The following is a 20,877-nucleotide window of genomic DNA, read 5'->3' on the forward strand; positions in this document are numbered from 1 at the left end:
CCAATAATATGTCCTTAGATTTAGGTGTTTTTTGTAAGAACACCTTAGATGGAGAGGTGGTAGATCACTGCTTCTCCGCAGTGTTTGGTTTAGCTCAAAATAGTGATCCTAGTTATTTGGATTGGCTGATGAAGGCTTGGGCCTGGACCTTGGCTGTAGCGGCTCTTAGTTTGACGATTGCTTTAATTCTGGGGGCAGTGATGGGCACTCTACGTACTCTGCCCACCACCAACTCGCTGCATAAATGGCTGATTCGGATTTCTACTGCTTGGGTAGAGTTATTCAGAAACATCCCTATCTTGGTACAAGTCTTTCTTTGGTATCACGTCATTCCATCTTTTGTATTGCCCTTAAAGTCTCTGCCATCGTATTGGTTGGTGAGTATTGCTCTTGGTTTCTTTACATCTGCTCGCATAGCTGAGCAGGTGAGGGCGGGTATTCAGGCTCTGCCCAGTGGGCAAAGGGCTGCCGCAACCGCCTTAGGTTTAACAACCGTACAAAGTTACCGTTACATTATTTTGCCAATGGCATTACGAATTGTGATGCCACCACTAACTTCGGAGAGTATGAATCTCATTAAAAACTCCTCAGTGGCTTTTGCAGTTTCCGTACCAGAGCTGACCTTATTTGCAATGCAGGCTCAAGAAGAAACATCGAAGGGTGTTGAAATCTACTTAGCAGTGACCTTGTTATATGCGCTCTCGGCATTTGCGGTTAATCGAGTGATGACTCTAATTGAAAAGCGTAGTCGCATTCCGGGTTTTATTGTTTCTAATGATGCAAGCTTGGCTCACTAGGTGTTAATAGGATTAATGACATGCTGAGCTTAGATCTGAGTTTTTATAATTGGGAATTATTTACCAACTATATTTTGAAAGGCTTGGTATTTAGTGTTCAGTTAACTATCTTTGCAACAGTCGGCGGCATTTTAGTTGGGACATTTTTGGCTTTAATGCGTTTGTCTGGACGGCCCGCATTGGTATATCCCGCTACCTTCTATGTGAACACCATGCGATCCATTCCCTTAGTCATGGTGATTCTGTGGTTTTTCTTGCTAATCCCTATGTTGATTGGCAGACCCATTGGCGCAGATCTCTCGGCCACGATTACTTTCATCGCATTTGAGGCAGCATTTTTCTCGGAGATTGTGCGCGCTGGCATTCAATCCGTACCGAGGGGGCAGAGCTATGCAGGAGAAGCTTTGGGTATGACTTATGGCCAGAATATGCGTCTTGTAGTTTTGCCTCAAGCTTTCAGAAACATGATCCCCGTTTTTATGACCCAGACCATTGTCTTGTTTCAAGATACCTCATTAGTCTATGCCATCGGCGCATACGACTTACTTAAAGGATTTGAGATTGCTGGTAAAAATTATGGCCGCCCAATTGAAACCTATATTTTGGCTGCAGCAAGCTATTTTGTAATTTGCTTCTCGCTTTCTAAAGTAGTGCGCAAGATACAAGCTAGAGTCGCTATTATTCACTAACCTCATTCAGTACAAATTCAATAAATCCACATGATTGAACTTCAAAACGTATCCAAATGGTATGGCTCATTTCAGGTTCTTACTGATTGCTCTACATCGATTAAAAAAGGTGAGGTGGTGGTAATTTGCGGGCCCTCTGGTTCAGGCAAATCCACTCTGATTAAAACTATTAACGCTCTCGAGCCTTTTCAGGCGGGTGAGATTAGGGTTGATGGGGTTGCGCTACATGACCCAAAAACCAATTTACCAAAACTACGTTCACGTGTTGGCATGGTCTTTCAACACTTTGAGCTTTTCCCGCACCTCAGTGTTACCGAAAATCTGACGCTTGCTCAAATGAAGGTTTTAGGTAGATCGGCAGATGAAGCCAAGACGCATGGCCTCAAGTATTTAGAGCGTGTTGGACTCATGGCTCAAAAAGATCAGTTTCCTGGACAGTTGTCTGGTGGCCAGCAGCAACGAGTCGCGATTGCCCGTGCCTTGAGTATGGATCCGATTGTGATGTTATTTGATGAGCCAACTTCAGCCTTAGACCCAGAGATGGTGGGCGAGGTGCTAGATGTCATGGTGAAGCTCGCAAATGAGGGAATGACAATGTGCTGCGTTACCCATGAAATGGGTTTCGCTCGCAAAGTGAGTCACCGCGTGATCTTTATGGATCAAGGCAAAATTATTGAGGACTGTAGCAAAGATGAGTTCTTTGGCAATCCTGAAGCGAGATCACCTAGAGCCAAGGATTTCCTCTCAAAAATTTTAGATTACTGATCTAAATTCCCATCTCAGTAAAGACTTCTTTGGCGCACCTGAAGCTATCGATCGCTGCTGGTACTCCACAGTAAATCGCGGCCTGCAAAAATACTTCCTGAATATCCTCTTTACTTAACCCATTATTAACGGCGCCTCGCACATGAAGCTTGAGCTCATGCGGTCGATTTAAAGCAGTGATCATAGATAGATTAATGATGCTTCTGGTTCTGCGGTCTAGACCAGGGCGATTCCAGATTTCATTCCAACAATACTCGGTGACTAGTTCTTGCATCGGCATATTGAATGCGTCTGCATTCTGAATGGAGTTGTCTACATACTCTGCTCCCAGAACTTCGCGGCGAGTTTTGAGGCCCTTTTCAAATGCTTCTTTATTCATGCTGATCTCCTATGCTGTTGCCATGTTTTGAATAGATTGCATATATTGCCACTATTCAGGCGCTCCCGTTTAGCCTAGAATGATCTGCATGAACAGGATTCTTTCTTTGCGTGTAGCTTTCTTATTTTTTATTTTGGCTCTTCTTAGCGCCTGCACTGTTGATAAGCTCGAGGCAAGGTTACAGGCTGACCCACAATGTAAATCAGTTATGAATGCTAAAACCGGAGCTTTAATGCCATGCCCTGGCACCGATAAAGAATTTTATAAATCAGTTCCAGCCTTAAATACGACAGCACCTATGTTTGCTCAAGCTGAGGTGGTGCAAGCATCTGCTTCTGGCTCAGCGCTAACTCCAAAAACTATTGCCGCACCAGTAGAGTGCATGCCACAACTGCATCAAAAGTCAGGAATCCTGATGCCCTGCCCAGCACCGTAATCAAAGATCACTTAGATCATTTACCGAAAGAAAATGTGAACAAATCAGGCGCTTTAATTGCAGCAATCTCTTTAGCTACTTTGTTGACTGCCTGTAGTAATACGCCTAAATTGGCAAGCCAGCCAATGCCTAGGTCTGGGTTTTTACCCAATTACTCAGTGCTGGTGCCGATGGCGACATCTGAAGCTGATACTCGTATTTGGAGATACCGTAAAGACGGCGTTAATCCAGGAGCCTACACTGCAGTGATCTTGGATCCAATTTACTTAAACCAAAACGCTACGAAAGAAATTTCTCCAGAGGTGATTAATCAAGCGCAGATTGCATTGCAAGATTCCATGGTGAATGCAGTTAATAGTCGTGGGAATATCAAGATCGTAAATCAATCCGGCCCAGGCGTTGCTCGTATCTCTGTTGGTATTACTGGTGCAGAGAGTTCAGCAGATAGTTTGCAGCCATGGAATTTCACGCCGATTGGCTTAGCAATGAATGCAGCTGCTTATGCTGGAGGTGTGAACTCTAAAACACCAGCAATGTTAGTAGAGAGCAAGATTACCGATAGCCAAACTAAAGAAGTCATTGGCGAGGGCTTAGTCACCATTCAGGGTGAATCCTTTCGCACAGGCGGCGGTTCGGTTGAATCATTTGTAGCTATGGCTAAGAAGGTGGTCAAGGTGGCAATGGAGACTTCTGCTGATCCAAGAGCAACTGGAACAAAATAAGAGCCTCAATGCGATTCCTGATCGGTAACTTATGCCTCATCTGCACGGCAGCATTCCTGTTTCTAGCAGCTCCTGTTTCTGCTGATGAAGCCTCACGTAATAGAGAGATCCAAGAGCGCTTCGCTAAATGCGATATCAATCGAGACGGTAAGTTGACCATGGAAGAGGCTAAGGGCTGCATGCCTCGAATCTATGACCATTTCAGTAGAATTGACGAGCAGCGAAGAGGCTATGTCACCGTTGCTCAAATTCAGGCGATGGCAGATCGTTAAGCTATTGAGCGAGCTTAGGTAACTTTTTAGAATCTGCAGGCCAAGTCAGCACAATCTTCGCATCAATCTTTAAGATCTTCTTATCTTTGTCTGGGTAGTCCATTCGTGACAATAAATCGGCAATCAGATTGAGGTGTGCAAGCTTTTTATCATTAGCACTTACAACTGTCCATGGGGCATCTGATGAGCTAGTTTTTTTGAGCATGCTATCCCTAGCGTCTGAGTAGGCGCCCCACATCTTTTGTGCTTTTTGATCTATCGGGCTAATCTTCCATTGCTTAAGTGGATCCTTCGCGCGATCCTTGAGTCGAGAAGCTTGCTCTTCTTTACTGATATCCAGGTAATACTTCATTAGCTGGATATCTGATCCGACAAGTAGAGATTCAAAATCATTCACCGTATGCATAAACTGCTTGTACTGCGCATCAGTGCAAAATCCCATGACTTTTTCAACGCCCGCACGGTTATACCAACTGCGGTTGAATAATACAAATTCACCTGCAGTTGGAAGTTGAGCAACATATCTTTGGAAGTACCATTCGCCTTCCTCGCGCGGGGAGGGCTTATTCAGGGCAACGACTCTGCTATCTCTAGGGCTTAAATGTTCCGTAATGCTTTTAATGGATCCGTCTTTGCCGGCTGTATCACGCCCTTCGAAAATGACTAAGAGTCGCTTACCCTTTTGAATAATGTGACGCTGAAGTTTGACCAATTCAATTTGAAGAAGTCTGAGGTCTGCCTCGTAAGTGTGTTCATGAATGTCAGATTTACTCACGGGCAGCCTTCACTATGCAATTGACTATGAAGCAGTTGGCGTTGCTGGAATCACTTTTTTCGCAACTACTTTCTTGGCAGGAGCCTTTTTCGCTACTACTTTCTTTGCTGGCGCTTTCTTAGCTACGACCTTTTTAGCTGGAGTCTTTTTTGCAGGGACTTTTTTGGCCGCTGCTTTTTTGGAGACTACCTTTTTAGCTGGAGCTTTTTTCTCGAGCTTGTCCAAGGCTTTTGCAAGCTTGTCGATGAGCTTTTCTCTATCTGCCTCGAGCTTATCTAGCTTTTTCAATAATTGCTTCACTAATTTTTTCTGACTCATGGTGTATTCCTTTCAATAGGATGCTGTTTATTCAATCTGCGTAAATGGCCGATGTCTCATTCCTGATCCTACTTTTTATTGGGATGAGTTTCAAGCGATTGTGACAGTCAGCGCCATATTTAATTGGGTGCTACGTGTATTTCATCCCCTGCAAGAGCAAGGAGTTAATATTTAGTCTTAGTCCCATTTTGAAAAGAAAGCATCTATATGCGCCCACCCCTGAAATACATCCTCTCCGTCAGCTTGCTGCTCCTGAGCTCTTTGGTTTCCGCGCAAAAAAATGATGCCATTATTCAGACGGGGCAAGTGCAGGAGGCCCTAGCACGAGGCGCAATTCTTTGGGATGTGCGTGATGAAAAGAGTTACCTGGAGGGGCATATCCCTGGCGCAATCAATATCGGCGATGCGGGCAATGTTCTGAGGGATGCAAATAAAGAGGACTATATCTCCACCGCAAAAATTCAATCCATTTTTAATGCTGCCGGACTCGATGTGAATAAAGACATTGTGGTTTACGGCTCCCGCGGAAATCCATATGCGTACTTTGGCCTTTATACGATTCAGTATTTTGGTGGCAAGCAAGCTCAAATCTATCACGATGGGATTGATGCCTGGAAATCGGCTGGATTACCGCTTCAAAAAGAGCGCCCGAGTCTGCCGGCTGTCTCCGTAACATTGGTGCCCCAGCCTCAGTTGCTGGTGACTAATGAGGAGATGCTGAAGTTGGTTCAATCTAAATCAGTCCAGATTATTGATGCGCGAACTCCTGATGAGTTTTCTGGAAAAGATGTTCGTGCCATTCGAGGGGGCCATATTCCCAACGCAATCAATATTCCTTACGAAGAAAATTGGCAGGATCCTGCTACGTCTATCAAGCTTGGCAAGAAGCAGGTATCTGATAATTCGGGGATGACTCTTAAAAGCCAGGCAGATTTGAAAAAGTTATATTCAAGCCTGGATCCCAATCAAGAGACAGTTGTCTACTGCCAAAGTGGTGTGCGTGCTGCCGAGACAGCCACGGTCCTCAAAAATCTTGGTTTTAAGAAGGTGAAGGTTTATGACTCATCTTGGCTGGGTTGGGGAAATAACCTCAAAGCCCAAGTGTCTGACGAAAGCTTTTTAAATGTAGGCGCCCTGAATGCAAAAATTTCCGCAATGCAAAACAAAATTAATCAACTGGAAGAGGCTTTAAAGGCCAAAGGTAATAATTAATGCCTGCTATTGATTGGCTCTAAATTGAAAAACCCCAGATTGGCGATCTTCTGGGGTTTTTTGAGTGAAGCGGATTATTCTGGATGGAAGTTATTGCTGGCCATAAAGCTAATAGTGCGCTCAAAGCCCAAAATACGGATGTAACGCCAGGCGATATCGCGGTATTTGCTGTCTAAATAGCCAATAGCGACCTCAGGCGTCCTTTTGGAAAGGTCGATCTGTTCAATGGTGCGGGCCCAACGTTTTAGTCTTGTTGACATATTTACTACCTCCATGAGCATACAACGCATGGAAAAGTAGCTGGGATGACAGAAATAAGTAATATTTTTAAAGAAAATGGCAAAAAGTGGGCTAATAAGCCCATTTACAGGCTTTACTCCTGAATTTCTGCTGCAGCCCGCTCTTTATTTGCTGCTTTAGCCCTCGCTTTGATGGGTTTGAGGAACATCAGCAGACATACAAAACCTACTGTTGCAATGGCGGTTTCTAGGGCAGCCATCCAGAAATTGACCCCAGTTTCCAAAATACGGACTAAGCCCTCGGTGATGTAGAGCAGGATCAGCATGGAGGCCCATTGCATGGTGTAGACATTGCCTTTCCATAGGCCTGGAATCGCAAATAACAAGGGGATGGCCTTGAGAATGAGCCAAGAGCCTCCTGGCCTGAGTGGTGAGATAAACCATTCCCAAGCAACGCACAGAATAAAAAGGTCAACAAAAGCTGCCGTAGCGATGAGTTGGTAGGGGTTTTTAGAGAGCCAGCTTTTGAGCATGAATTGCCTTAAATGAGTTTGAGCGCTGTAAGTGCCAAGCGTTTGCCTTGAGCAATAGCTAGGCGCTGTTCCTCGGCGCTAATGGGTGCTCGACCATCAGCATGCGCAAGGTGGGTAACGCCATATGGGCTACCACCGCTTGAGGTATTCATCAGGTCGGGCTCGCTATACGGAATGCCCATGAGCATCATGCCGTGGTGAAGCAGCGGAATCATCATGGTGAGCAGGGTGCTTTCTTGACCGCCGTGCAGGCTACCCGTACTGGTAAAGACGCAGGCTGGTTTACCAACGAGAGCTCCATTGAGCCACTCTGAGGAACTTCCATCCCAAAAGTATTTCATGGGAGCGGCCATATTGCCAAAGCGTGTAGGGGAGCCCAAAGCTAGACCAATACATTCTTTTAAATCCGCATACTCAACATAGGGGGCGCCATCAGTCGGAACAACGGCCTCAGTAGCTTCGCATACTGTAGAGATCGCTGGTACGGTGCGTAGCCTGGCGTTAACTCCCGGGACACTTTCAATGCCTTCGGCAATCAGTCGCGCTAAGTCTCGGGTTGCTCCGTAGCGTGAGTAGTACAAAACTAAAATGTCAGATTGGCTCATATTCTTCTCTTATCTCTTATGATATGGGCGATGCGCCTTATACAGAATCCTCAATTATGGCTCTCTCTTGGAAAAGAGATCTGGGAGCGTAACCGGGGTCAAAATCTAAAGCAAGTAGCGGCTAGCTTGGCCTTTACCACTACGCTTGCCTTGATTCCAATGCTCACTGTAGCTTCCATTCTGATTGGCTATCTCCCCAGTGTGGTGCGGATTAAGTATGCCTTTCAGGCCTGGCTACTAGATACCTATATGCCTGGTGGCCTAAATCAGCAGGTCTTTAATTACTTGGATCAATTTTCGGCTCAGGCCAAAGGCCTCACCTTGATTGGTTTGCTTGGCTTGGTGATTACGACCATCATGACATTGGCTGTGATTGAAAGCGCCTTTAATCAGATCTTCCGTGTCTCTGAAAGTCGACCTATTTTGAAGAAGGTCGCGATCTATTCCTCTGCAACCATATTGGGACCTATCCTATTGGGTATTGGCACCTATTTGAGTGGCCTGCTATTTAGTGCGGCAGAGGGGTGGACGGAAACCCTGAGCTTTGGTTTGGGGTTTGTGGCAACGGTAGTGCCAGTACTGCTGGCCATGTCCGTATTCTCAGTGGCTTACAAAATCCTTCCTTATACCCACATTGAGTGGCGTGACGCTTTAAGTGGTGCTTTCTTTGCAGCCCTCACGTTTGAGTTGATGAAGTTTGGCTTCGGTCTCTTTCTGACCAATGTCGCCTTTTACAAAACAGTCTATGGCGCTTTTGCGATCTTCCCCTTAGCGCTGATTTGGATTTACCTTACCTGGTGGATTACCTTGGCTGGTGCAGTCTTGGTTGCTAATCTTCCTAGCATTCGCAATGGTTTGCTTAGGGTTATTCGTTACTGAAATACTTCTGATGCCCCTTGATTCCTTTAGGGCATAAGAATATATTGGTTAAACAAGAACCAATTGCTGGAGATCAAATGAAAGTTTGCGACATACTGCGCGTTAAGGGCAGCACACTATTTACAGTGGCACCAGATACTGCTTTGCAAACTGCCGTCTTGGTCATGAGCGAGCATGACATCGGTTCATTGGTCGTGATGGAGTACGACAAGCTTGTGGGTATCCTGACATTCCGTGAAGTGATTGCAGCTTTAGCAAAACACCATGGCAAATTAGATGACCTCAAAGTGCAAAGCGTCATGAATGCCAAGCCTTTGACATGCAATATGGAAACAGAGATCGATGAGGTTCGTCGTATGATGCTAGTTGATCATGCCCGCTACTTGCCGGTGATCGATCAAAAGATGCTGATGGGTGTGATTTCTTTCTACGACGTGGCTAAATCCGTTGTTGAGGCCCAGGACTTCGAAAACTCCATGCTCAAGGCTTACATCCGCGACTGGCCAGAAGAGGCTGAAAAAGCTGCCCCATAGGCTCAGCCTAGCCCAAGCCCCCGAGCAATGACATAATGTCAATATGTCAGGAAATACTTTAGGCCTTCTTTTTACTGTCACCACTTTTGGTGAATCCCACGGTCCCGCTATTGGCGCTATTGTTGATGGCTGCCCTCCAGGCATGTCTCTGTGTGAAGCGGACTTACAGATTGATTTGGATCGTCGCAAGCCAGGAACATCTCGCCATGTGACCCAACGTCAAGAAGCCGACAGAGTGGAAATTCTGTCTGGTGTATATGAAGGCAAAACTACGGGTGCGCCCATTGGCCTACTCATTCGGAATACCGACCAACGCAGTCAAGACTACGGCAACATCCTGCAAACATTTAGACCCGGTCATGCTGATTACGCTTATCACTATAAATATGGTTTGCGTGATCCTCGTGGAGGTGGGCGCTCGTCAGCGCGATTAACTGCTCCGGTAGTAGCTGCAGCTGCAATCGCCAAGAAGTGGCTCAAAGAACAGTATGGCACTGAGTTTTATGGCTATATGAGCCAACTCGGTGAAATTGAAATCCCATTTAAAGATGCCGCGCTGATTGAGGGTAATCCTTTCTTTGCCGCTAATGCCGATATCGTTCCGCAATTAGAGGCTTATATGGATGCACTGCGTAAAGCAGGGGATTCTTGCGGAGCAAAGATTGAAGTGCGAGCACGTAATGTGCCCATCGGATTAGGCGAGCCTTTATTCGATAAGTTAGATGCCGATATTGCGCATGCCATGATGGGTATTAATGCGGTGAAGGGCGTTGAGATTGGTTCTGGCTTTAAGTCGGTAGCGCAACGCGGTAGTGAGCATGGCGATGAGTTGCATCCCAATGGATTTGCTAGCAATAATGCGGGCGGTACTTTAGGCGGCATCAGCACTGGTCAAGATTTGCGTGTGTCGATTGCCATTAAGCCAACCTCTAGTATTTTGAGTCCAAAAGAATCAGTTGATTTAGATGGTAAGCCTATTACTGTGCAAACCAAAGGTCGTCATGATCCTTGTGTTGGTATTCGGGCAACGCCGATTGCAGAAGCCATGTTGGCTTTGGTGCTGATCGATCATGCACTTCGTCACCGCGCTCAGTGTGGTGATGTGCAACACAGTATTCCGCCGATCCCAGCTGCACGTCCTGGCTCTGCAACGGATTAACACTAAATCCATTTTAGAAAACTAAAAAGAAAATGATACCTTCAGTACGTTGGGCCTTCGGGTCCTTTTTCTTTTTGTATTTCGCTTATGTTGGTTTAGTTTCTCCATATGCCAGCCTCTTTTTTCTAGATCGCGGCTTTAGCGTCATTGAGATTGCTATCTTAATGTCCATGTTGCAAATCACCCGAATAGTTGGCCCATTCTCCTGGGGATGGTTATCTGACTATCTATCTGATCGTATCGGCATTATTCGTTTTTGTGCTTGCCTTGCGGCAATTACTTTTTTATGCATCTTTCTTCTGCAAAGTTATATTGCATTCTTTATTTGGATGTTTGTGCTGCACACTATCCTCAGTAGCTTGATGCCCTTGGGCGAGTCCGCTACTGTGCATGCTTTATTTAAAGACAATTCATTTGATAAGCGTTATGGTCGTTTGCGTTTATGGGGATCGATCGGTTTTATTGCCATGGTCTTATTTGCAGGTGAGTTATTTCAGCGCAAAGGCATAGAGCTGTATCCCATTGTGGGCGCGGTAATTTTGATCTTCTTGGCATTGGTTACCTTTCGCTTGCATGAGCCCAAGATGGAGCGTCGTAAGATGGTTAAGGGTGAACTGCTGATCGTTCTATTTAATCCGGATGTGCGCTGGTTCTTGCTCTCAGGATTCTTTATGATTTTTGCGCATGCTGCTTTGTATGTGTTCTATTCGCTCTACTTGGCTGATTTAGGTTACGACAAATTACAGATTGGTTTGTTTTGGGCATTAGGCGTTGCAGCTGAAGTGATCTTCTTTTACTTCCAGAGCAAGGTGCTTAGTCGCTTAGATGCCGAGATTGTTTTGCAAATCGCTTTTGGTATTGGCGTGTTCCGATTTATCTTGATGGCCTTCTTCCCGCTAACTTGGGTACTGATTCTGGCTCAGCTCATGCATGCGGGTACTTTTGGCGCACATCACAGTGCAGCTACGAAGCTATTGCAACGTTGGTTTACTGGCCCATTGCAGGCGCGAGGGCAGGCTCTAATGGCGACCGTGTCTTACGGCTTAGGCGGAACCTTGGGTGGTTTGATGGCGGGTTGGTTATGGGATGCTACCCAGCCCCGTAATGTATTTGTGATGGCGGCTTTAGCCTGTGGTCTAGGGGGTATGGCGATTGGTAAATTGCGCCCTCGTCACTACCCCGCTAGGTAACTGAATCAGCTGTCTTTACATGGATCCATAGTTCGGGCCACCACCACCTTCAGGGGTAATCCAAACAATGTTCTGACTTGGATCCTTGATGTCACAAGTCTTGCAATGCACACAGTTTTGCGAATTAATCTGCAACTGCTGTTGCCCCTCTTTTTCTATATATTCATACACACCAGCAGGGCAGTAGCGTTGCTCTGGACCTGCATAAGTTTTGAGATTCAAGTTCACCGGCACTGATGCATCTTTTAAGGTGAGATGGATAGGTTGATTCTCAGCATGATTGGTATTGGAGATAAATACTGATGAGAGGCGATCAAAAGTAATCTTGCCATCTGGCTTTGGATAGTCAATTGCTTGGTGCTGCGCTGCTGGTTCTAGGCATTCATGGTCCGCATGCTTTACATGAATCGTCCAAGGCATGTTGCCACCCAACACTTTCTGCTCAAGGCCCACCATGAGAGTGCCAAGGTAGAGTCCTTTAGACATCCATGGCTTAAAGTTGCGTGCTTGGTTTAGTTCGGTATATAACCAGCTATTTTTAAAGGCGCTTGGATACGCAGCCAAAACATCAGCAGAGCGATTTTCGGAAAGAGCAGTTACTGCGGCTTGTGCAGCCAGCATGCCGGTCTTAATAGCTGCATGACTTCCTTTGATGCGTGAGGCATTCAGGAAGCCAGCATCACAACCAATGAGCGCACCACCGGGAAAAACTGTTTTAGGTAGGCTATTTAAGCCGCCCGCTGTCAGTGCCCGTGCACCATAGGCCAGGCGCTTACCGCCTTCAAAGGTTTCACGAATCTTTGGGTGCAACTTATAGCGTTGAAACTCCTCAAACGGAGAGAGGTATGGGTTTTTATAGGACAGTCCAACAACTAAACCAACAGCAACCTTGTTATCTCCTAAGTGATATAAGAATGAGCCACCATAGGTGTCACTCTCCAATGGCCACCCTGCGGTATGAACCACCAGACCAGGCTTACTCTTGGAGGGTTCTACTTCCCATAATTCTTTAATGCCAATACCGTAGCTTTGTGGGTCAGCATCTTTATCTAAGGCAAATTTGGCAATCAGTTGTTTGCCTAAATGTCCCCGCGAACCTTCAGCAAATAAGGTGTACTTGGCACGCAATTCCATACCAAGCTGAAATTGATCGGTGGGTTGACCTTCTTTATCCAAACCCATCGAGCCAGTGATGACGCCGCAAACTGCGCCTTGCTCGTTATAGAGAATTTCAGCAGCAGGAAAGCCTGGAAAAATTTCTACACCCAGGTTCTCGGCTTGTTGACCCAGCCAACGAGTGACATTAGCCAAACTAACAATATAGTTACCTTCGTTTTTAAAGCAATCGGGCAACAGCCAATTGGGAACTTGAAATGCGCTCTCTTTGGTCAGAAATAAAAGCTGATCTTGGCTTACTTCGGTATCTAGCGGTGCGCCTAATTCTTTCCAGTTGGGGAAGAGTTCAGTTAATGCCTTAGGGTCCATGACGGCGCCAGAGAGAATATGCGCGCCGATTTCAGATCCTTTTTCCAGCACGCAGACGCTAATGTCCTTGCCGGATTGATTGGCTAGCTGTTTTGCTTTGATGGCTGCGGATAATCCAGCTGGGCCACCCCCAACGATGACGAGGTCATAGTCCATGGATTCTCTGGGTCCAAACTGTTCGAGTAATTCCTGGGCAGTCATTTCATTTCTCCGACATTACATATCAATAGGGTGCCTTGGGCATTGTGGCTATTTGGGTATTTTGAGCATTTTTGACACCTTCAAAGCCATCAGCTACTCCTCTATTTTAGTTCCAAGGCATAAAAACCAAGTTAGTGCCCAATGCCAAGAGGCTTGGAGGTCTAAAGCGTTATGATTACTTTTTTACCTTTTTGGCAATATTAGGACGAATTTATGAACAAAACTTACCCATCGGCTGTGGATGCCTTGCGGGATATCTTGAAAGATGGCCAAAAACTGGCTGTTGGTGGTTTTGGCTTGTGCGGCATTCCTGAGGCATTGATTGCTGCTGTTAAGGATTTGGGTGCCCAGAATTTAACAGCAATTGCCAATAATGCCGGTGTAGATGGTTTTGGTTTAGGCCTATTGCTGAATTCAAGACAAGTAAAAAGGATGGTTGCATCCTACGTAGGTGAGAACAAAGAATTTGAACGTCAGTTTTTGGCGGGCGAGCTCGAGCTGGAATTTACTCCGCAAGGAACTCTAGCTGAGAAATTGCGTGCTGGTGGTTGTGGCATTCCTGCTTTCTATACCAAAACCGGTGTAGGTACTTTAGTTGCTGAGGGCAAAGAGGAAAAAGAGTTTGACGGTGAGCGCTACATCATGGAGCGTGCAATCGTTTCTGATATCTCACTCGTGAAAGCGTGGAAGGCAGATAAGTCCGGTAATTTGATTTATCGCTATACCGCCCGTAACTTCAATCCAGTGGTTGCAATGGCTGGCAAGATCACAGTTGCTGAAGTTGAAGAGATTGTAGAGAACGGTCAATTAGATCCTGATCAGATTCATACGCCAGGTATTTATGTGCATCGCTTGGTGCTGAACGCTACGCCGGAGAAGCGTATTGAGCAACGCACTTTGTCTGCTGCTTGATGCCCATAGACACCATATAAAAACAGTACAGAATATTTAGGAAGATTGATATGCCTTGGAATAGAGATGAAATGGCAGCGCGTGCTGCTAAGGAACTAAAGGATGGTTATTACGTCAATTTAGGGATTGGCATGCCAACCTTGGTGGCCAATCATGTGCCAGAGGGCATGGAAGTGTGGCTTCAGTCTGAGAATGGTTTATTGGGTATTGGGCCATTTCCAACTGAAAAAACGATTGATGCGGATTTAATTAATGCAGGCAAGCAGACGATCACTACCTTGCCTGGTTCCTCCATTTTTTCTTCTGCTGATTCCTTTGGAATGATTCGTGGTGGAAAAATTAATATCGCGATTTTGGGTGCGATGCAGGTGAGTGAACATGGTGACTTAGCGAACTGGATGATTCCCGGCAAGATGGTGAAGGGTATGGGCGGCGCCATGGACCTGGTTGCTGGCGTAAAGCATGTGGTTGTCTTGATGGAGCACGTTGCTAAGAAAAAAGACGGCACAGAAGAAATTAAGATTCTGCCGAAGTGCACTCTGCCATTAACTGGAGTGGGCGTTATTAGCCGCATCATTACTGACCTTTGCGTACTCGACATTACATCAAAGGGTTTGAGCTTGGTGGAACTGGCTCCTGGTGTAACTAAGGAAGAAGTCATATCCAAAACAGGTGCCCCTATAGACGTCGCAGGTTTCTAACCTTTTTTGATGGATAGTGAAATAATGGGGTCAATGACCCCATTTTCTTTTTTAAAGATTCCTTTATGAGCGTTGTAGATCACTCACTTCATGCACACAAGCAGGGTGATGCTAAGCATGCCCATAGCAAGGAAGTTTCCAACCAAAATCTTTTGCTGATTGCCTTGGTGCTCACACTCGGTTTTTCAGGGGTTGAGGGTGCCGCCGCTTACTTTGCGAATTCTTTAGCGCTGATATCGGATGCTGGCCACATGGTGACAGATGCTGCCGCACTAGGACTAGCCTTGTTGGCGCAAATCATTTCTCGTCGTCCGCCATCGCCAAAACATTCGTTTGGATTTGGAAGAGCTGAAGCCTTGGCAGCTTTTGTCAATAGCATTGCGATGCTGGCCTTAGTGGCATGGATTATGGTTGAGGCAATCAGTCGATTCTATGATCCGCATAAAGTCGATGGCTTAACTGTCACGATAGTGGCAGCCATTGGCCTACTAATGAATATTGTGGTGGCATGGGTACTGTCGCGCGATAAAAAGAGTGTCAACACTCGCGCTGCCTTAGTTCATGTCATGGGTGACTTGCTAGGCTCTATAGCCGCTCTGATTGCGGGTATTGTGATTCAGCTTACTGGATGGATGCCGATTGATGCCATCCTATCTATTTTGGTTTCCCTCTTAATTTTGAAGTCCACCATTTCTATTTTGAAAGAGTCTTATCACTTCCTTATGGAAGGGGTGCCTCTACACATAGACTATTTGCAAGTTGGCCAGGATTTAAAAAAGGTGCCAGGTGTTTTGGCAGTGCATGATCTGCATGTTTGGGAGATGACTCCCAGCTTTCCAGCGCTGATCGGCCATATTGAAATTGAGCGTATTGGCGAATGGCCTGAAATCATGGCGCGTATCAATGAGATGCTACTGAATAAACACGGAATTGATCACGTGACTTTGCAGCCAGAAGTTCCTGGCATGGCAGATGAGCGTACGCATGATGAACACCTCAATGCTGAGATTAAAAAGCCGAATGTTATTCAGCATGGCGATACTTTTTATGTGACTTGTACTAGCCCCGATGGCCCGCATCGGATGGCTTACCATGCTTGGGGTAATCCGAATAATGCCAAGGTCCTAGTTTGTGTTCACGGTCTGACACGCAGGGGAAGTGATTTCAAAACCCTGGCAGAGGCAATGAGTCAGGACTATTACGTTGTTTGTCCTGATGTGGTGGGCAGAGGTGATTCTGATCGACTTCAGAATCCTATGCTCTACGCTGTTCCCCAATACGTTGCGGATATGGCAAGCTTAGTTGCGCATCTCGGCGTTGCGCAAGTAGACTGGTTTGGTACCTCAATGGGTGGTTTGATTGGCATGGTCTATGCCGCAATGCCTAAGAGTCCGATTCGTCGCATGCTGATTAATGATGTAGGTCCACGCATTGAGCCTGAGGCCATCAAGCGCCTAGGTTCTTATGTTGGCCAGCCTTTTAGCTTTTCTCATCGTGCAGATGCTCTGCAGCGCCTCAATGAGATCTGTGCGTCTTTTGGTAGTCATACCCCAGAGGAGTGGGAGATTTATAACGGTCCCATGCTCGTTCAAAAAGATGGACTTTGGGTAATGCATTACGACCCTAATATTTCTGTGCCGTTTGCATCGGTTAATCCGATTATGGCAAAGGCGGGAGAAATGGCGATGTGGCATGCTTTCAAGCAAATCCATATTCCGATGTTGATCGTGCGAGGTGGTGACTCAGATTTGCTTTCCGCTAAAACTGTAGCCGAGATGTGCAAGGTCAATCCTTACATTCGGAGTATTGAAATTCCAGGAGTTGGGCATGCACCGGCTTTTGTGAAGTTGGAGCAAGTGGCTTTAGCAAAAGAATTCTTCAGTTAAGGATTTGAATCGCCCATGTCAAATGCTGCTTCTGCATCTGAGAGCATCAAAATTATTGATGGTTGGTACGGTGAGCCTTCTGAAAATCATGCATCTGGCGTTCTCAGCATACTGAAGCTGCTTCACCTAGATGAAGCAACGCTCACCGCTGCACATAATATTGCCCGCACCCATGGCAAAGAGTCGCTCACCAAACTGATTGGCGATGAGTCAGCCAGACTGTTGATTGGCTACCGGGGCCTGAGACAGGCTCAAGCCAAGCTGGTGCGCAATGATGGCGGTCTGAGTATTTCTGGGCAAGAAGAAATGCTGAGAAAGATGTTGCTCGCTTTTGGTGATGATCTACGCGTCGTTCTCATTTATCTTGCTTCACGCTTGCAAACACTGCGTTGGATTACTCATGAAAAAATTGAGATGCCAAAAGCTTGGGCGCAAGAGATTCTTAATATTGATGCATCACTTGCGAATCGCCTCGGTATTTGGCAAATGAAATGGGAGATGGAGGATTTGGCATTTCGAGTTCTCTCTCCAGAAACCTACCGCGACATTGCCAAGATGTTAGATGGCAAGCGTATTGAGCGCGAATCTTTTATTAATCAGATTGTTACTAAGCTTAAAGAAGAATTAAATGCTGCCCATATTGAGGGTGAGGTTCAAGGTCGCCCAAAGCACATCTACAGCATTTGGAAAAAGATGCAGGGCAAGTCATTAGACTTTGCCAATCTCTATGACGTCAGGGCATTTAGAGTTTTAGTAGATGACGTTAAATCCTGTTACGCAATTTTAGGAATAGTACATAACGTCTGGCAGCCTGTGCCACGGGAATTTGATGACTACATTGCTAGGCCAAAGCCAAACGGATATCAATCTTTGCATACCGTAGTGATGGATGAGCATGGGACAGCATTTGAGATTCAGGTACGTACTAATGAAATGCATCAACAGGCCGAGTATGGATTGGCTGCTCATTGGCGCTACAAGGAGGGTGCTTATATTGGCGCTGCAACTCCGCCAAAAAATAAGTCCAATGATGCAAATCCAAGTCATCAAATTGGCACCCACAGTGCGGCAGTTGCCTATGAGCGCCAAATTGCTTGGGCAAGACAACTTATCTCCTGGAAAGAAGACGCTTGGGAGCAACTCAAACACCATGAGATCGATGACCATATTTATGTGCTCACTCCATTAGGAAAAGTCATTTCCTTAGAGAAGGGTTCATCGCCTATCGACTTTGCATACGCAGTTCATACCGACCTCGGTCACCGTTGTCGAGGTGCTCGAGTAGATGGCGCGATGGTGCCTTTAGATACCTCATTGCAGAATGGTCAAACGGTTGAAATCGTCGCGGTAAAACATGGCGGCCCCTCGCGAGATTGGATTAGTCCCAGCCGCAATTACTTGCGCTCACAGCGTGCTCGCACACGTGTACGCGCTTGGTTCAATGCTTTGGATGATGAAGAGGCGGGGTCTAAGTCTAGTGACGCCAAGCTGGAGCAAAAGACAGAAGCGAAGGTCATTGCTCCAGCCCCGGAAATTATTCTTAAACAAAGCGCTCGTAAGCAAGGTCAGGCAAGTGATGTGTTGGTGGTGGGGGTAGATTCATTGATGACACAGTTGGCGCGGTGCTGCCGGCCGGTACCACCCGATGCGATTGCCGGTTTTGTGACCCAGGGTCGCGGTGTGTCGATCCATCGACGCTCTTGTAAAACGTTTAGAGGTTTATTGGAGCGAGCTCCTGAGCGCGTTATCCAAACGGCCTGGAATGATTCTGGGCTTGAAACGGCCGCCGGAAATGATCCTCGGCGTGTATTTCCTGCAGATTTAGCTGTTACCGGGCTAGATCGTCCTGAGTTGATGCGCGAGTTGTTTGAGATTCTGACAAGGCAGGGTGTCCACGTGATTGATCTTCGTAAATCTGCCAAGCGAGGCCTTGCTCAAATACTATTGACAGTGGAGATTAAAGACTCAGAAGCCTTGCGGCTCATCCAAAACGCCCTAGAAGAAGTCAAAGGGGTGACCCAAGTACGCCGCCGGTGATAAACTCTATGGCTTATATAGGCTCGTAGCTCAGCTGGTTAGAGCACCACCTTGACATGGTGGGGGTCGTTGGTTCGAGTCCAATCGAGCCTACCAACGAATAAAGACCCAAAAGTGCGCGGTTGCCGAAAAGCTCCCGCGCTTTCTTTTTGGTAGATGTTGTGCAGTAAATCAGTCTTTTGGCTGAATCTTAATAAGATGGAGCGGTCATGCTTGTAGTTACTCTGCCAGATGGATCTAAACGTGAGTTCGAAGCTCCCGTACGCGTTCTTGATGTTGCCCAAAGCATTGGAAGCGGTCTTGCTAAAGCTGCCCTCGGCGGCATAGTGGACGGCAAGATGGTAGATGCCAGTTTTGTGATTGACAAAGATAGTCAGCTGGCAATCATTACCGATAAAAGCCCAGAAGCGCTGGAGATTGTGCGTCACTCCACGGCGCACTTATTAGCTTATGCTGTTAAAGAGCTATTCCCGGAGGCGCAAGTCACTATTGGCCCTGTCATCGAAAACGGTTTTTATTACGACTTCTCGTTTCACCGCCCATTCACACCGGAAGATTTGGTAGCAATTGAGAAGAAAATGGCTGAGCTGGCTAAGAAAGACGAGTCAGTGATTCGTACAGTGATGCCGCGTGATGAGGCTGTGAAGTTCTTCAAGGATCAAGGCGAAAACTACAAAGCGGAAATTATTTCTAGCATCCCACAGGGTGAAGATGTGTCTTTGTATGCTGAGGGTAAGTTCACTGACTTATGTCGCGGACCCCATGTGCCATCCACTGGCAAGCTCAAAGTATTTAAGCTTCTGAGCGTTGCTGGTGCTTACTGGCGTGGCGATAGCAAGAATGAGATGTTGCAACGGATCTACGGTACAGCTTGGCTGAAAAAAGAAGATCAAGATGCGCATTTGCATATGCTTGAAGAGGCCGAGAAGCGCGACCACCGTCGCCTTGGTAAGTTCTTAGATTTATTTCACTTTCAAGCTGAAGCGCCTGGGTTAATTTTCTGGCATCCAAAAGGCTGGTCTATTTGGCAAGAGGTTGAACAGTACATGCGCCGTGTTTATCAGCGCGAAGGCTACCAAGAAGTAAAGGCCCCACAAATTTTGGATCGTGGTCTTTGGGAAAAGTCTGGCCACTGGGATAACTACAAAGAAAACATGTTTACAACGGAGTCGGAGAATCGTGCATATGCATTAAAGCCGATGAACTGCCCAGGACATGTGCAGATTTTTAATTCCGGCTTACATAGTTATCGTGAATTGCCATTGCGATACGGCGAGTTTGGTCAGTGTCACCGCAACGAACCGTCAGGTGCATTACATGGTTTGATGCGCGTCCGTGGTTTCACACAAGATGATGGCCATATTTTCTGTACTGAAGATCAGATTCAGTCTGAAGTGGCTGCGTTTGATAAGGCAGTTCGTGAGGTTTATCAAGATTTTGGCTTTACTGAAGTTGCCGTCAAGCTCGCCTTGCGCCCAGTAAAACGCGTTGGCGATGACGCTATTTGGGATAAAGCGGAGGCTGCCTTGCGTGGCGCCTTGACCGCTTCAGGCCAAGAATGGGAAGAATTGCCAGGAGAGGGTGCTTTTTATGGTCCGAAGATCGAATATCACCTTAAGGACTCGATTGGTCGTACTTGGCAGTGCGGTACGATTCAGGTAGATTTCTCGATGCCAGCCCGTTTAGGCGCTGAATATGTCACCGAAGAGAACACTCGCAAGGCTCCAGTGATGCTGCACAGAGCGATTGTGGGCTCTTTGGAGCGTTTTATCGGCATTTTGATCGAAAACCATGCTGGAAATATGCCAGTTTGGCTTGCCCCGACTCAGGCTGTAGTCCTTAATATCTCGGATAATTCTGCTGCATATGCCCAAAAAGTCCAGCAATCTCTGAAAAAACAAGGGTTTAGAGTCGAATCGGATTTGCGGAATGAGAAAATTACGTATAAAATACGCGAGCACGCATTACAGAAGCTCCCATTTTTGTTAGTTGTAGGGGATAAAGAAGCAGAAAGTAATTCGGTGGCCGTTCGTGCCCGTGGCGGAGTGGATTTAGGGGTAATGCCTCTTGATGCCTTCGTTGCCCGACTCCAGCAGGATATTTCTCAGAAAGTCGGACCCGAGCTTAGCTAGGGGTGGAATGGTTTTTATTG

At 46.5% G+C, this 20,877-nt stretch carries 23 protein-coding genes and 1 tRNA gene; 17 read left to right on the forward strand and 7 right to left on the reverse strand.

Translation table 11 applies throughout. The features are described 5' to 3' along the window. The first annotated feature begins 8 nt into the window (after positions 1-8). Genes ICN27_RS04505 through ICN27_RS04515 form a run of 3 tightly spaced genes read left to right on the forward strand, consistent with a single transcriptional unit; the run spans position 9 to position 2,251 of the window. Positions 9-797 carry an amino acid ABC transporter permease gene (locus ICN27_RS04505; protein WP_216269118.1) on the forward strand — a complete coding sequence of 263 codons (789 nt, stop codon included), beginning with the start codon at positions 9-11 and terminating at the stop codon, positions 795-797. Between the two features lie 20 nt (positions 798-817). Continuing rightward, entirely contained in the window at positions 818-1,486 is a 669-nt protein-coding gene (locus ICN27_RS04510; RefSeq protein ID WP_216269119.1) for an amino acid ABC transporter permease, read from the forward strand. A gap of 30 nt (positions 1,487-1,516) precedes the next feature. Continuing rightward, positions 1,517-2,251 (forward strand): amino acid ABC transporter ATP-binding protein, encoded by a 735-nt coding sequence (locus ICN27_RS04515; RefSeq protein WP_216269120.1) that lies wholly within the window; start codon positions 1,517-1,519, stop codon positions 2,249-2,251. Between the two features lies 1 nt (position 2,252). On the opposite strand, the gene pcaC is transcribed toward ICN27_RS04515, so the two are convergent. Then, positions 2,253-2,630: a 4-carboxymuconolactone decarboxylase gene (gene pcaC / locus ICN27_RS04520; protein WP_216269121.1), complete on the reverse strand. Its 378-nt coding sequence runs from the start codon at positions 2,628-2,630 to the stop codon at positions 2,253-2,255. An 88-nt stretch (positions 2,631-2,718) separates the two neighbouring features. On the opposite strand from pcaC, the gene ICN27_RS04525 reads away from it, so the two are divergent. The 3 genes from ICN27_RS04525 to ICN27_RS04535 are packed head-to-tail and all read left to right on the forward strand — an operon-like array spanning position 2,719 to position 4,060. After that, positions 2,719-3,066 carry a hypothetical protein gene (locus tag ICN27_RS04525; protein ID WP_216269122.1) on the forward strand — a complete coding sequence of 116 codons (348 nt, stop codon included), beginning with the start codon at positions 2,719-2,721 and terminating at the stop codon, positions 3,064-3,066. Positions 3,067-3,101: 35 nt separating this feature from the next. Beyond that, positions 3,102-3,788, forward strand: a complete 687-nt coding sequence (locus ICN27_RS04530; RefSeq protein WP_370624474.1) for a DUF3313 domain-containing protein — start codon at positions 3,102-3,104, stop codon at positions 3,786-3,788. Positions 3,789-3,796: 8 nt separating this feature from the next. Continuing rightward, positions 3,797-4,060, forward strand: a complete 264-nt coding sequence (locus tag ICN27_RS04535) for a hypothetical protein (RefSeq protein ID WP_216269281.1) — start codon at positions 3,797-3,799, stop codon at positions 4,058-4,060. Between the two features lies 1 nt (position 4,061). On the opposite strand, the gene ppk2 is transcribed toward ICN27_RS04535, so the two are convergent. After that, complete coding sequence (ppk2, locus tag ICN27_RS04540; protein WP_370624475.1) at positions 4,062-4,835, reverse strand: polyphosphate kinase 2; 774 nt, start codon at positions 4,833-4,835, stop codon at positions 4,062-4,064. A 24-nt stretch (positions 4,836-4,859) separates the two neighbouring features. Continuing rightward, positions 4,860-5,153, reverse strand: a complete 294-nt coding sequence (locus tag ICN27_RS04545; RefSeq protein WP_215326980.1) for a serine/threonine protein kinase — start codon at positions 5,151-5,153, stop codon at positions 4,860-4,862. Between the two features lie 207 nt (positions 5,154-5,360). Between ICN27_RS04545 and ICN27_RS04550 the strand changes: the two genes are divergently transcribed. After that, the gene (locus ICN27_RS04550) at positions 5,361-6,365 is read left to right on the forward strand and encodes a sulfurtransferase (RefSeq protein ID WP_216269123.1); all 1,005 of its coding nucleotides are present in this window, start codon (positions 5,361-5,363) and stop codon (positions 6,363-6,365) included. Positions 6,366-6,439: 74 nt separating this feature from the next. On the opposite strand, the gene ICN27_RS04555 is transcribed toward ICN27_RS04550, so the two are convergent. The 3 genes from ICN27_RS04555 to wrbA all read right to left on the reverse strand — a co-directional run bounded on the left by ICN27_RS04555 (position 6,440) and on the right by wrbA (position 7,742). Then, positions 6,440-6,625, reverse strand: a complete 186-nt coding sequence (locus ICN27_RS04555; protein WP_046330073.1) for a hypothetical protein — start codon at positions 6,623-6,625, stop codon at positions 6,440-6,442. A gap of 113 nt (positions 6,626-6,738) precedes the next feature. Continuing rightward, entirely contained in the window at positions 6,739-7,137 is a 399-nt protein-coding gene (locus ICN27_RS04560; RefSeq protein WP_216269124.1) for a DUF2069 domain-containing protein, read from the reverse strand. 8 nt (positions 7,138-7,145) lie between these two features. Beyond that, the gene (gene wrbA / locus ICN27_RS04565; RefSeq protein WP_216269125.1) at positions 7,146-7,742 is read right to left on the reverse strand and encodes an NAD(P)H:quinone oxidoreductase; all 597 of its coding nucleotides are present in this window, start codon (positions 7,740-7,742) and stop codon (positions 7,146-7,148) included. 30 nt (positions 7,743-7,772) lie between these two features. Here wrbA and ICN27_RS04570 point away from each other — a divergent pair, with 30 nt between their 5' ends. The 4 genes from ICN27_RS04570 to ICN27_RS04585 all read left to right on the forward strand — a co-directional run bounded on the left by ICN27_RS04570 (position 7,773) and on the right by ICN27_RS04585 (position 11,503). Beyond that, complete coding sequence (locus ICN27_RS04570) at positions 7,773-8,621, forward strand: YhjD/YihY/BrkB family envelope integrity protein (RefSeq protein WP_215310107.1); 849 nt, start codon at positions 7,773-7,775, stop codon at positions 8,619-8,621. 77 nt (positions 8,622-8,698) lie between these two features. Beyond that, entirely contained in the window at positions 8,699-9,154 is a 456-nt protein-coding gene (locus ICN27_RS04575; RefSeq protein ID WP_215310321.1) for a CBS domain-containing protein, read from the forward strand. Between the two features lie 43 nt (positions 9,155-9,197). Further along, on the forward strand, positions 9,198-10,313 hold the full coding sequence (gene aroC / locus ICN27_RS04580; RefSeq protein WP_216269126.1) for a chorismate synthase: 1,116 nt from the start codon (positions 9,198-9,200) through the stop codon (positions 10,311-10,313). A 32-nt stretch (positions 10,314-10,345) separates the two neighbouring features. Continuing rightward, the gene (locus ICN27_RS04585) at positions 10,346-11,503 is read left to right on the forward strand and encodes an MFS transporter (protein WP_216269127.1); all 1,158 of its coding nucleotides are present in this window, start codon (positions 10,346-10,348) and stop codon (positions 11,501-11,503) included. A 15-nt stretch (positions 11,504-11,518) separates the two neighbouring features. Here the strand turns inward: ICN27_RS04585 and ICN27_RS04590 are convergent, their stop codons facing one another. Next, positions 11,519-13,189 (reverse strand): electron transfer flavoprotein-ubiquinone oxidoreductase, encoded by a 1,671-nt coding sequence (locus tag ICN27_RS04590; protein WP_216269128.1) that lies wholly within the window; start codon positions 13,187-13,189, stop codon positions 11,519-11,521. 213 nt (positions 13,190-13,402) lie between these two features. Here ICN27_RS04590 and ICN27_RS04595 point away from each other — a divergent pair, with 213 nt between their 5' ends. The 6 genes from ICN27_RS04595 (at position 13,403) to thrS (ending at position 20,857) form a co-directional block, all read left to right on the forward strand. Next, on the forward strand, positions 13,403-14,101 hold the full coding sequence (locus tag ICN27_RS04595; protein WP_216269129.1) for a CoA transferase subunit A: 699 nt from the start codon (positions 13,403-13,405) through the stop codon (positions 14,099-14,101). Between the two features lie 50 nt (positions 14,102-14,151). Then, on the forward strand, positions 14,152-14,802 hold the full coding sequence (locus ICN27_RS04600; protein WP_216269130.1) for a CoA transferase subunit B: 651 nt from the start codon (positions 14,152-14,154) through the stop codon (positions 14,800-14,802). A gap of 65 nt (positions 14,803-14,867) precedes the next feature. Further along, entirely contained in the window at positions 14,868-16,688 is a 1,821-nt protein-coding gene (locus ICN27_RS10495) for an alpha/beta fold hydrolase (protein ID WP_216269131.1), read from the forward strand. Positions 16,689-16,703: 15 nt separating this feature from the next. Further along, positions 16,704-18,725 (forward strand): bifunctional (p)ppGpp synthetase/guanosine-3',5'-bis(diphosphate) 3'-pyrophosphohydrolase, encoded by a 2,022-nt coding sequence (locus ICN27_RS04610; RefSeq protein WP_216269132.1) that lies wholly within the window; start codon positions 16,704-16,706, stop codon positions 18,723-18,725. Between the two features lie 19 nt (positions 18,726-18,744). After that, positions 18,745-18,821 (forward strand) — tRNA-Val (locus ICN27_RS04615). Positions 18,822-18,934: 113 nt separating this feature from the next. Beyond that, a complete protein-coding gene (gene thrS / locus ICN27_RS04620) occupies positions 18,935-20,857 on the forward strand; it encodes a threonine--tRNA ligase (protein ID WP_215310122.1) in 1,923 nt (640 codons plus the stop codon). Positions 20,858-20,877: the final 20 nt, after the last annotated feature.

The organism is Polynucleobacter sp. Nonnen-W13, from assembly GCF_018881735.1.
Classification (GTDB): Bacteria; Pseudomonadota; Gammaproteobacteria; order Burkholderiales; family Burkholderiaceae; genus Polynucleobacter.

Coding starts and splice junctions, on each gene's coding strand:
- ICN27_RS04505 (WP_216269118.1), top strand. CDS start 9: ATGTCCTTAGATTTAGGTGTTTTTTGTAAGAACACCTTAGATGGAGAG.
- ICN27_RS04510 (WP_216269119.1), top strand. CDS start 818: ATGCTGAGCTTAGATCTGAGTTTTTATAATTGGGAATTATTTACCAAC.
- ICN27_RS04515 (WP_216269120.1), top strand. CDS start 1,517: ATGATTGAACTTCAAAACGTATCCAAATGGTATGGCTCATTTCAGGTT.
- pcaC (WP_216269121.1), bottom strand. CDS start 2,630: ATGAATAAAGAAGCATTTGAAAAGGGCCTCAAAACTCGCCGCGAAGTT.
- ICN27_RS04525 (WP_216269122.1), top strand. CDS start 2,719: ATGAACAGGATTCTTTCTTTGCGTGTAGCTTTCTTATTTTTTATTTTG.
- ICN27_RS04535 (WP_216269281.1), top strand. CDS start 3,797: ATGCGATTCCTGATCGGTAACTTATGCCTCATCTGCACGGCAGCATTC.
- ICN27_RS04545 (WP_215326980.1), bottom strand. CDS start 5,153: ATGAGTCAGAAAAAATTAGTGAAGCAATTATTGAAAAAGCTAGATAAG.
- ICN27_RS04550 (WP_216269123.1), top strand. CDS start 5,361: ATGCGCCCACCCCTGAAATACATCCTCTCCGTCAGCTTGCTGCTCCTG.
- ICN27_RS04555 (WP_046330073.1), bottom strand. CDS start 6,625: ATGTCAACAAGACTAAAACGTTGGGCCCGCACCATTGAACAGATCGAC.
- ICN27_RS04560 (WP_216269124.1), bottom strand. CDS start 7,137: ATGCTCAAAAGCTGGCTCTCTAAAAACCCCTACCAACTCATCGCTACG.
- wrbA (WP_216269125.1), bottom strand. CDS start 7,742: ATGAGCCAATCTGACATTTTAGTTTTGTACTACTCACGCTACGGAGCA.
- ICN27_RS04570 (WP_215310107.1), top strand. CDS start 7,773: ATGCGCCTTATACAGAATCCTCAATTATGGCTCTCTCTTGGAAAAGAG.
- ICN27_RS04575 (WP_215310321.1), top strand. CDS start 8,699: ATGAAAGTTTGCGACATACTGCGCGTTAAGGGCAGCACACTATTTACA.
- aroC (WP_216269126.1), top strand. CDS start 9,198: ATGTCAGGAAATACTTTAGGCCTTCTTTTTACTGTCACCACTTTTGGT.
- ICN27_RS04585 (WP_216269127.1), top strand. CDS start 10,346: ATGATACCTTCAGTACGTTGGGCCTTCGGGTCCTTTTTCTTTTTGTAT.
- ICN27_RS04590 (WP_216269128.1), bottom strand. CDS start 13,189: ATGACTGCCCAGGAATTACTCGAACAGTTTGGACCCAGAGAATCCATG.
- ICN27_RS04595 (WP_216269129.1), top strand. CDS start 13,403: ATGAACAAAACTTACCCATCGGCTGTGGATGCCTTGCGGGATATCTTG.
- ICN27_RS04600 (WP_216269130.1), top strand. CDS start 14,152: ATGCCTTGGAATAGAGATGAAATGGCAGCGCGTGCTGCTAAGGAACTA.
- ICN27_RS10495 (WP_216269131.1), top strand. CDS start 14,868: ATGAGCGTTGTAGATCACTCACTTCATGCACACAAGCAGGGTGATGCT.
- ICN27_RS04610 (WP_216269132.1), top strand. CDS start 16,704: ATGTCAAATGCTGCTTCTGCATCTGAGAGCATCAAAATTATTGATGGT.
- thrS (WP_215310122.1), top strand. CDS start 18,935: ATGCTTGTAGTTACTCTGCCAGATGGATCTAAACGTGAGTTCGAAGCT.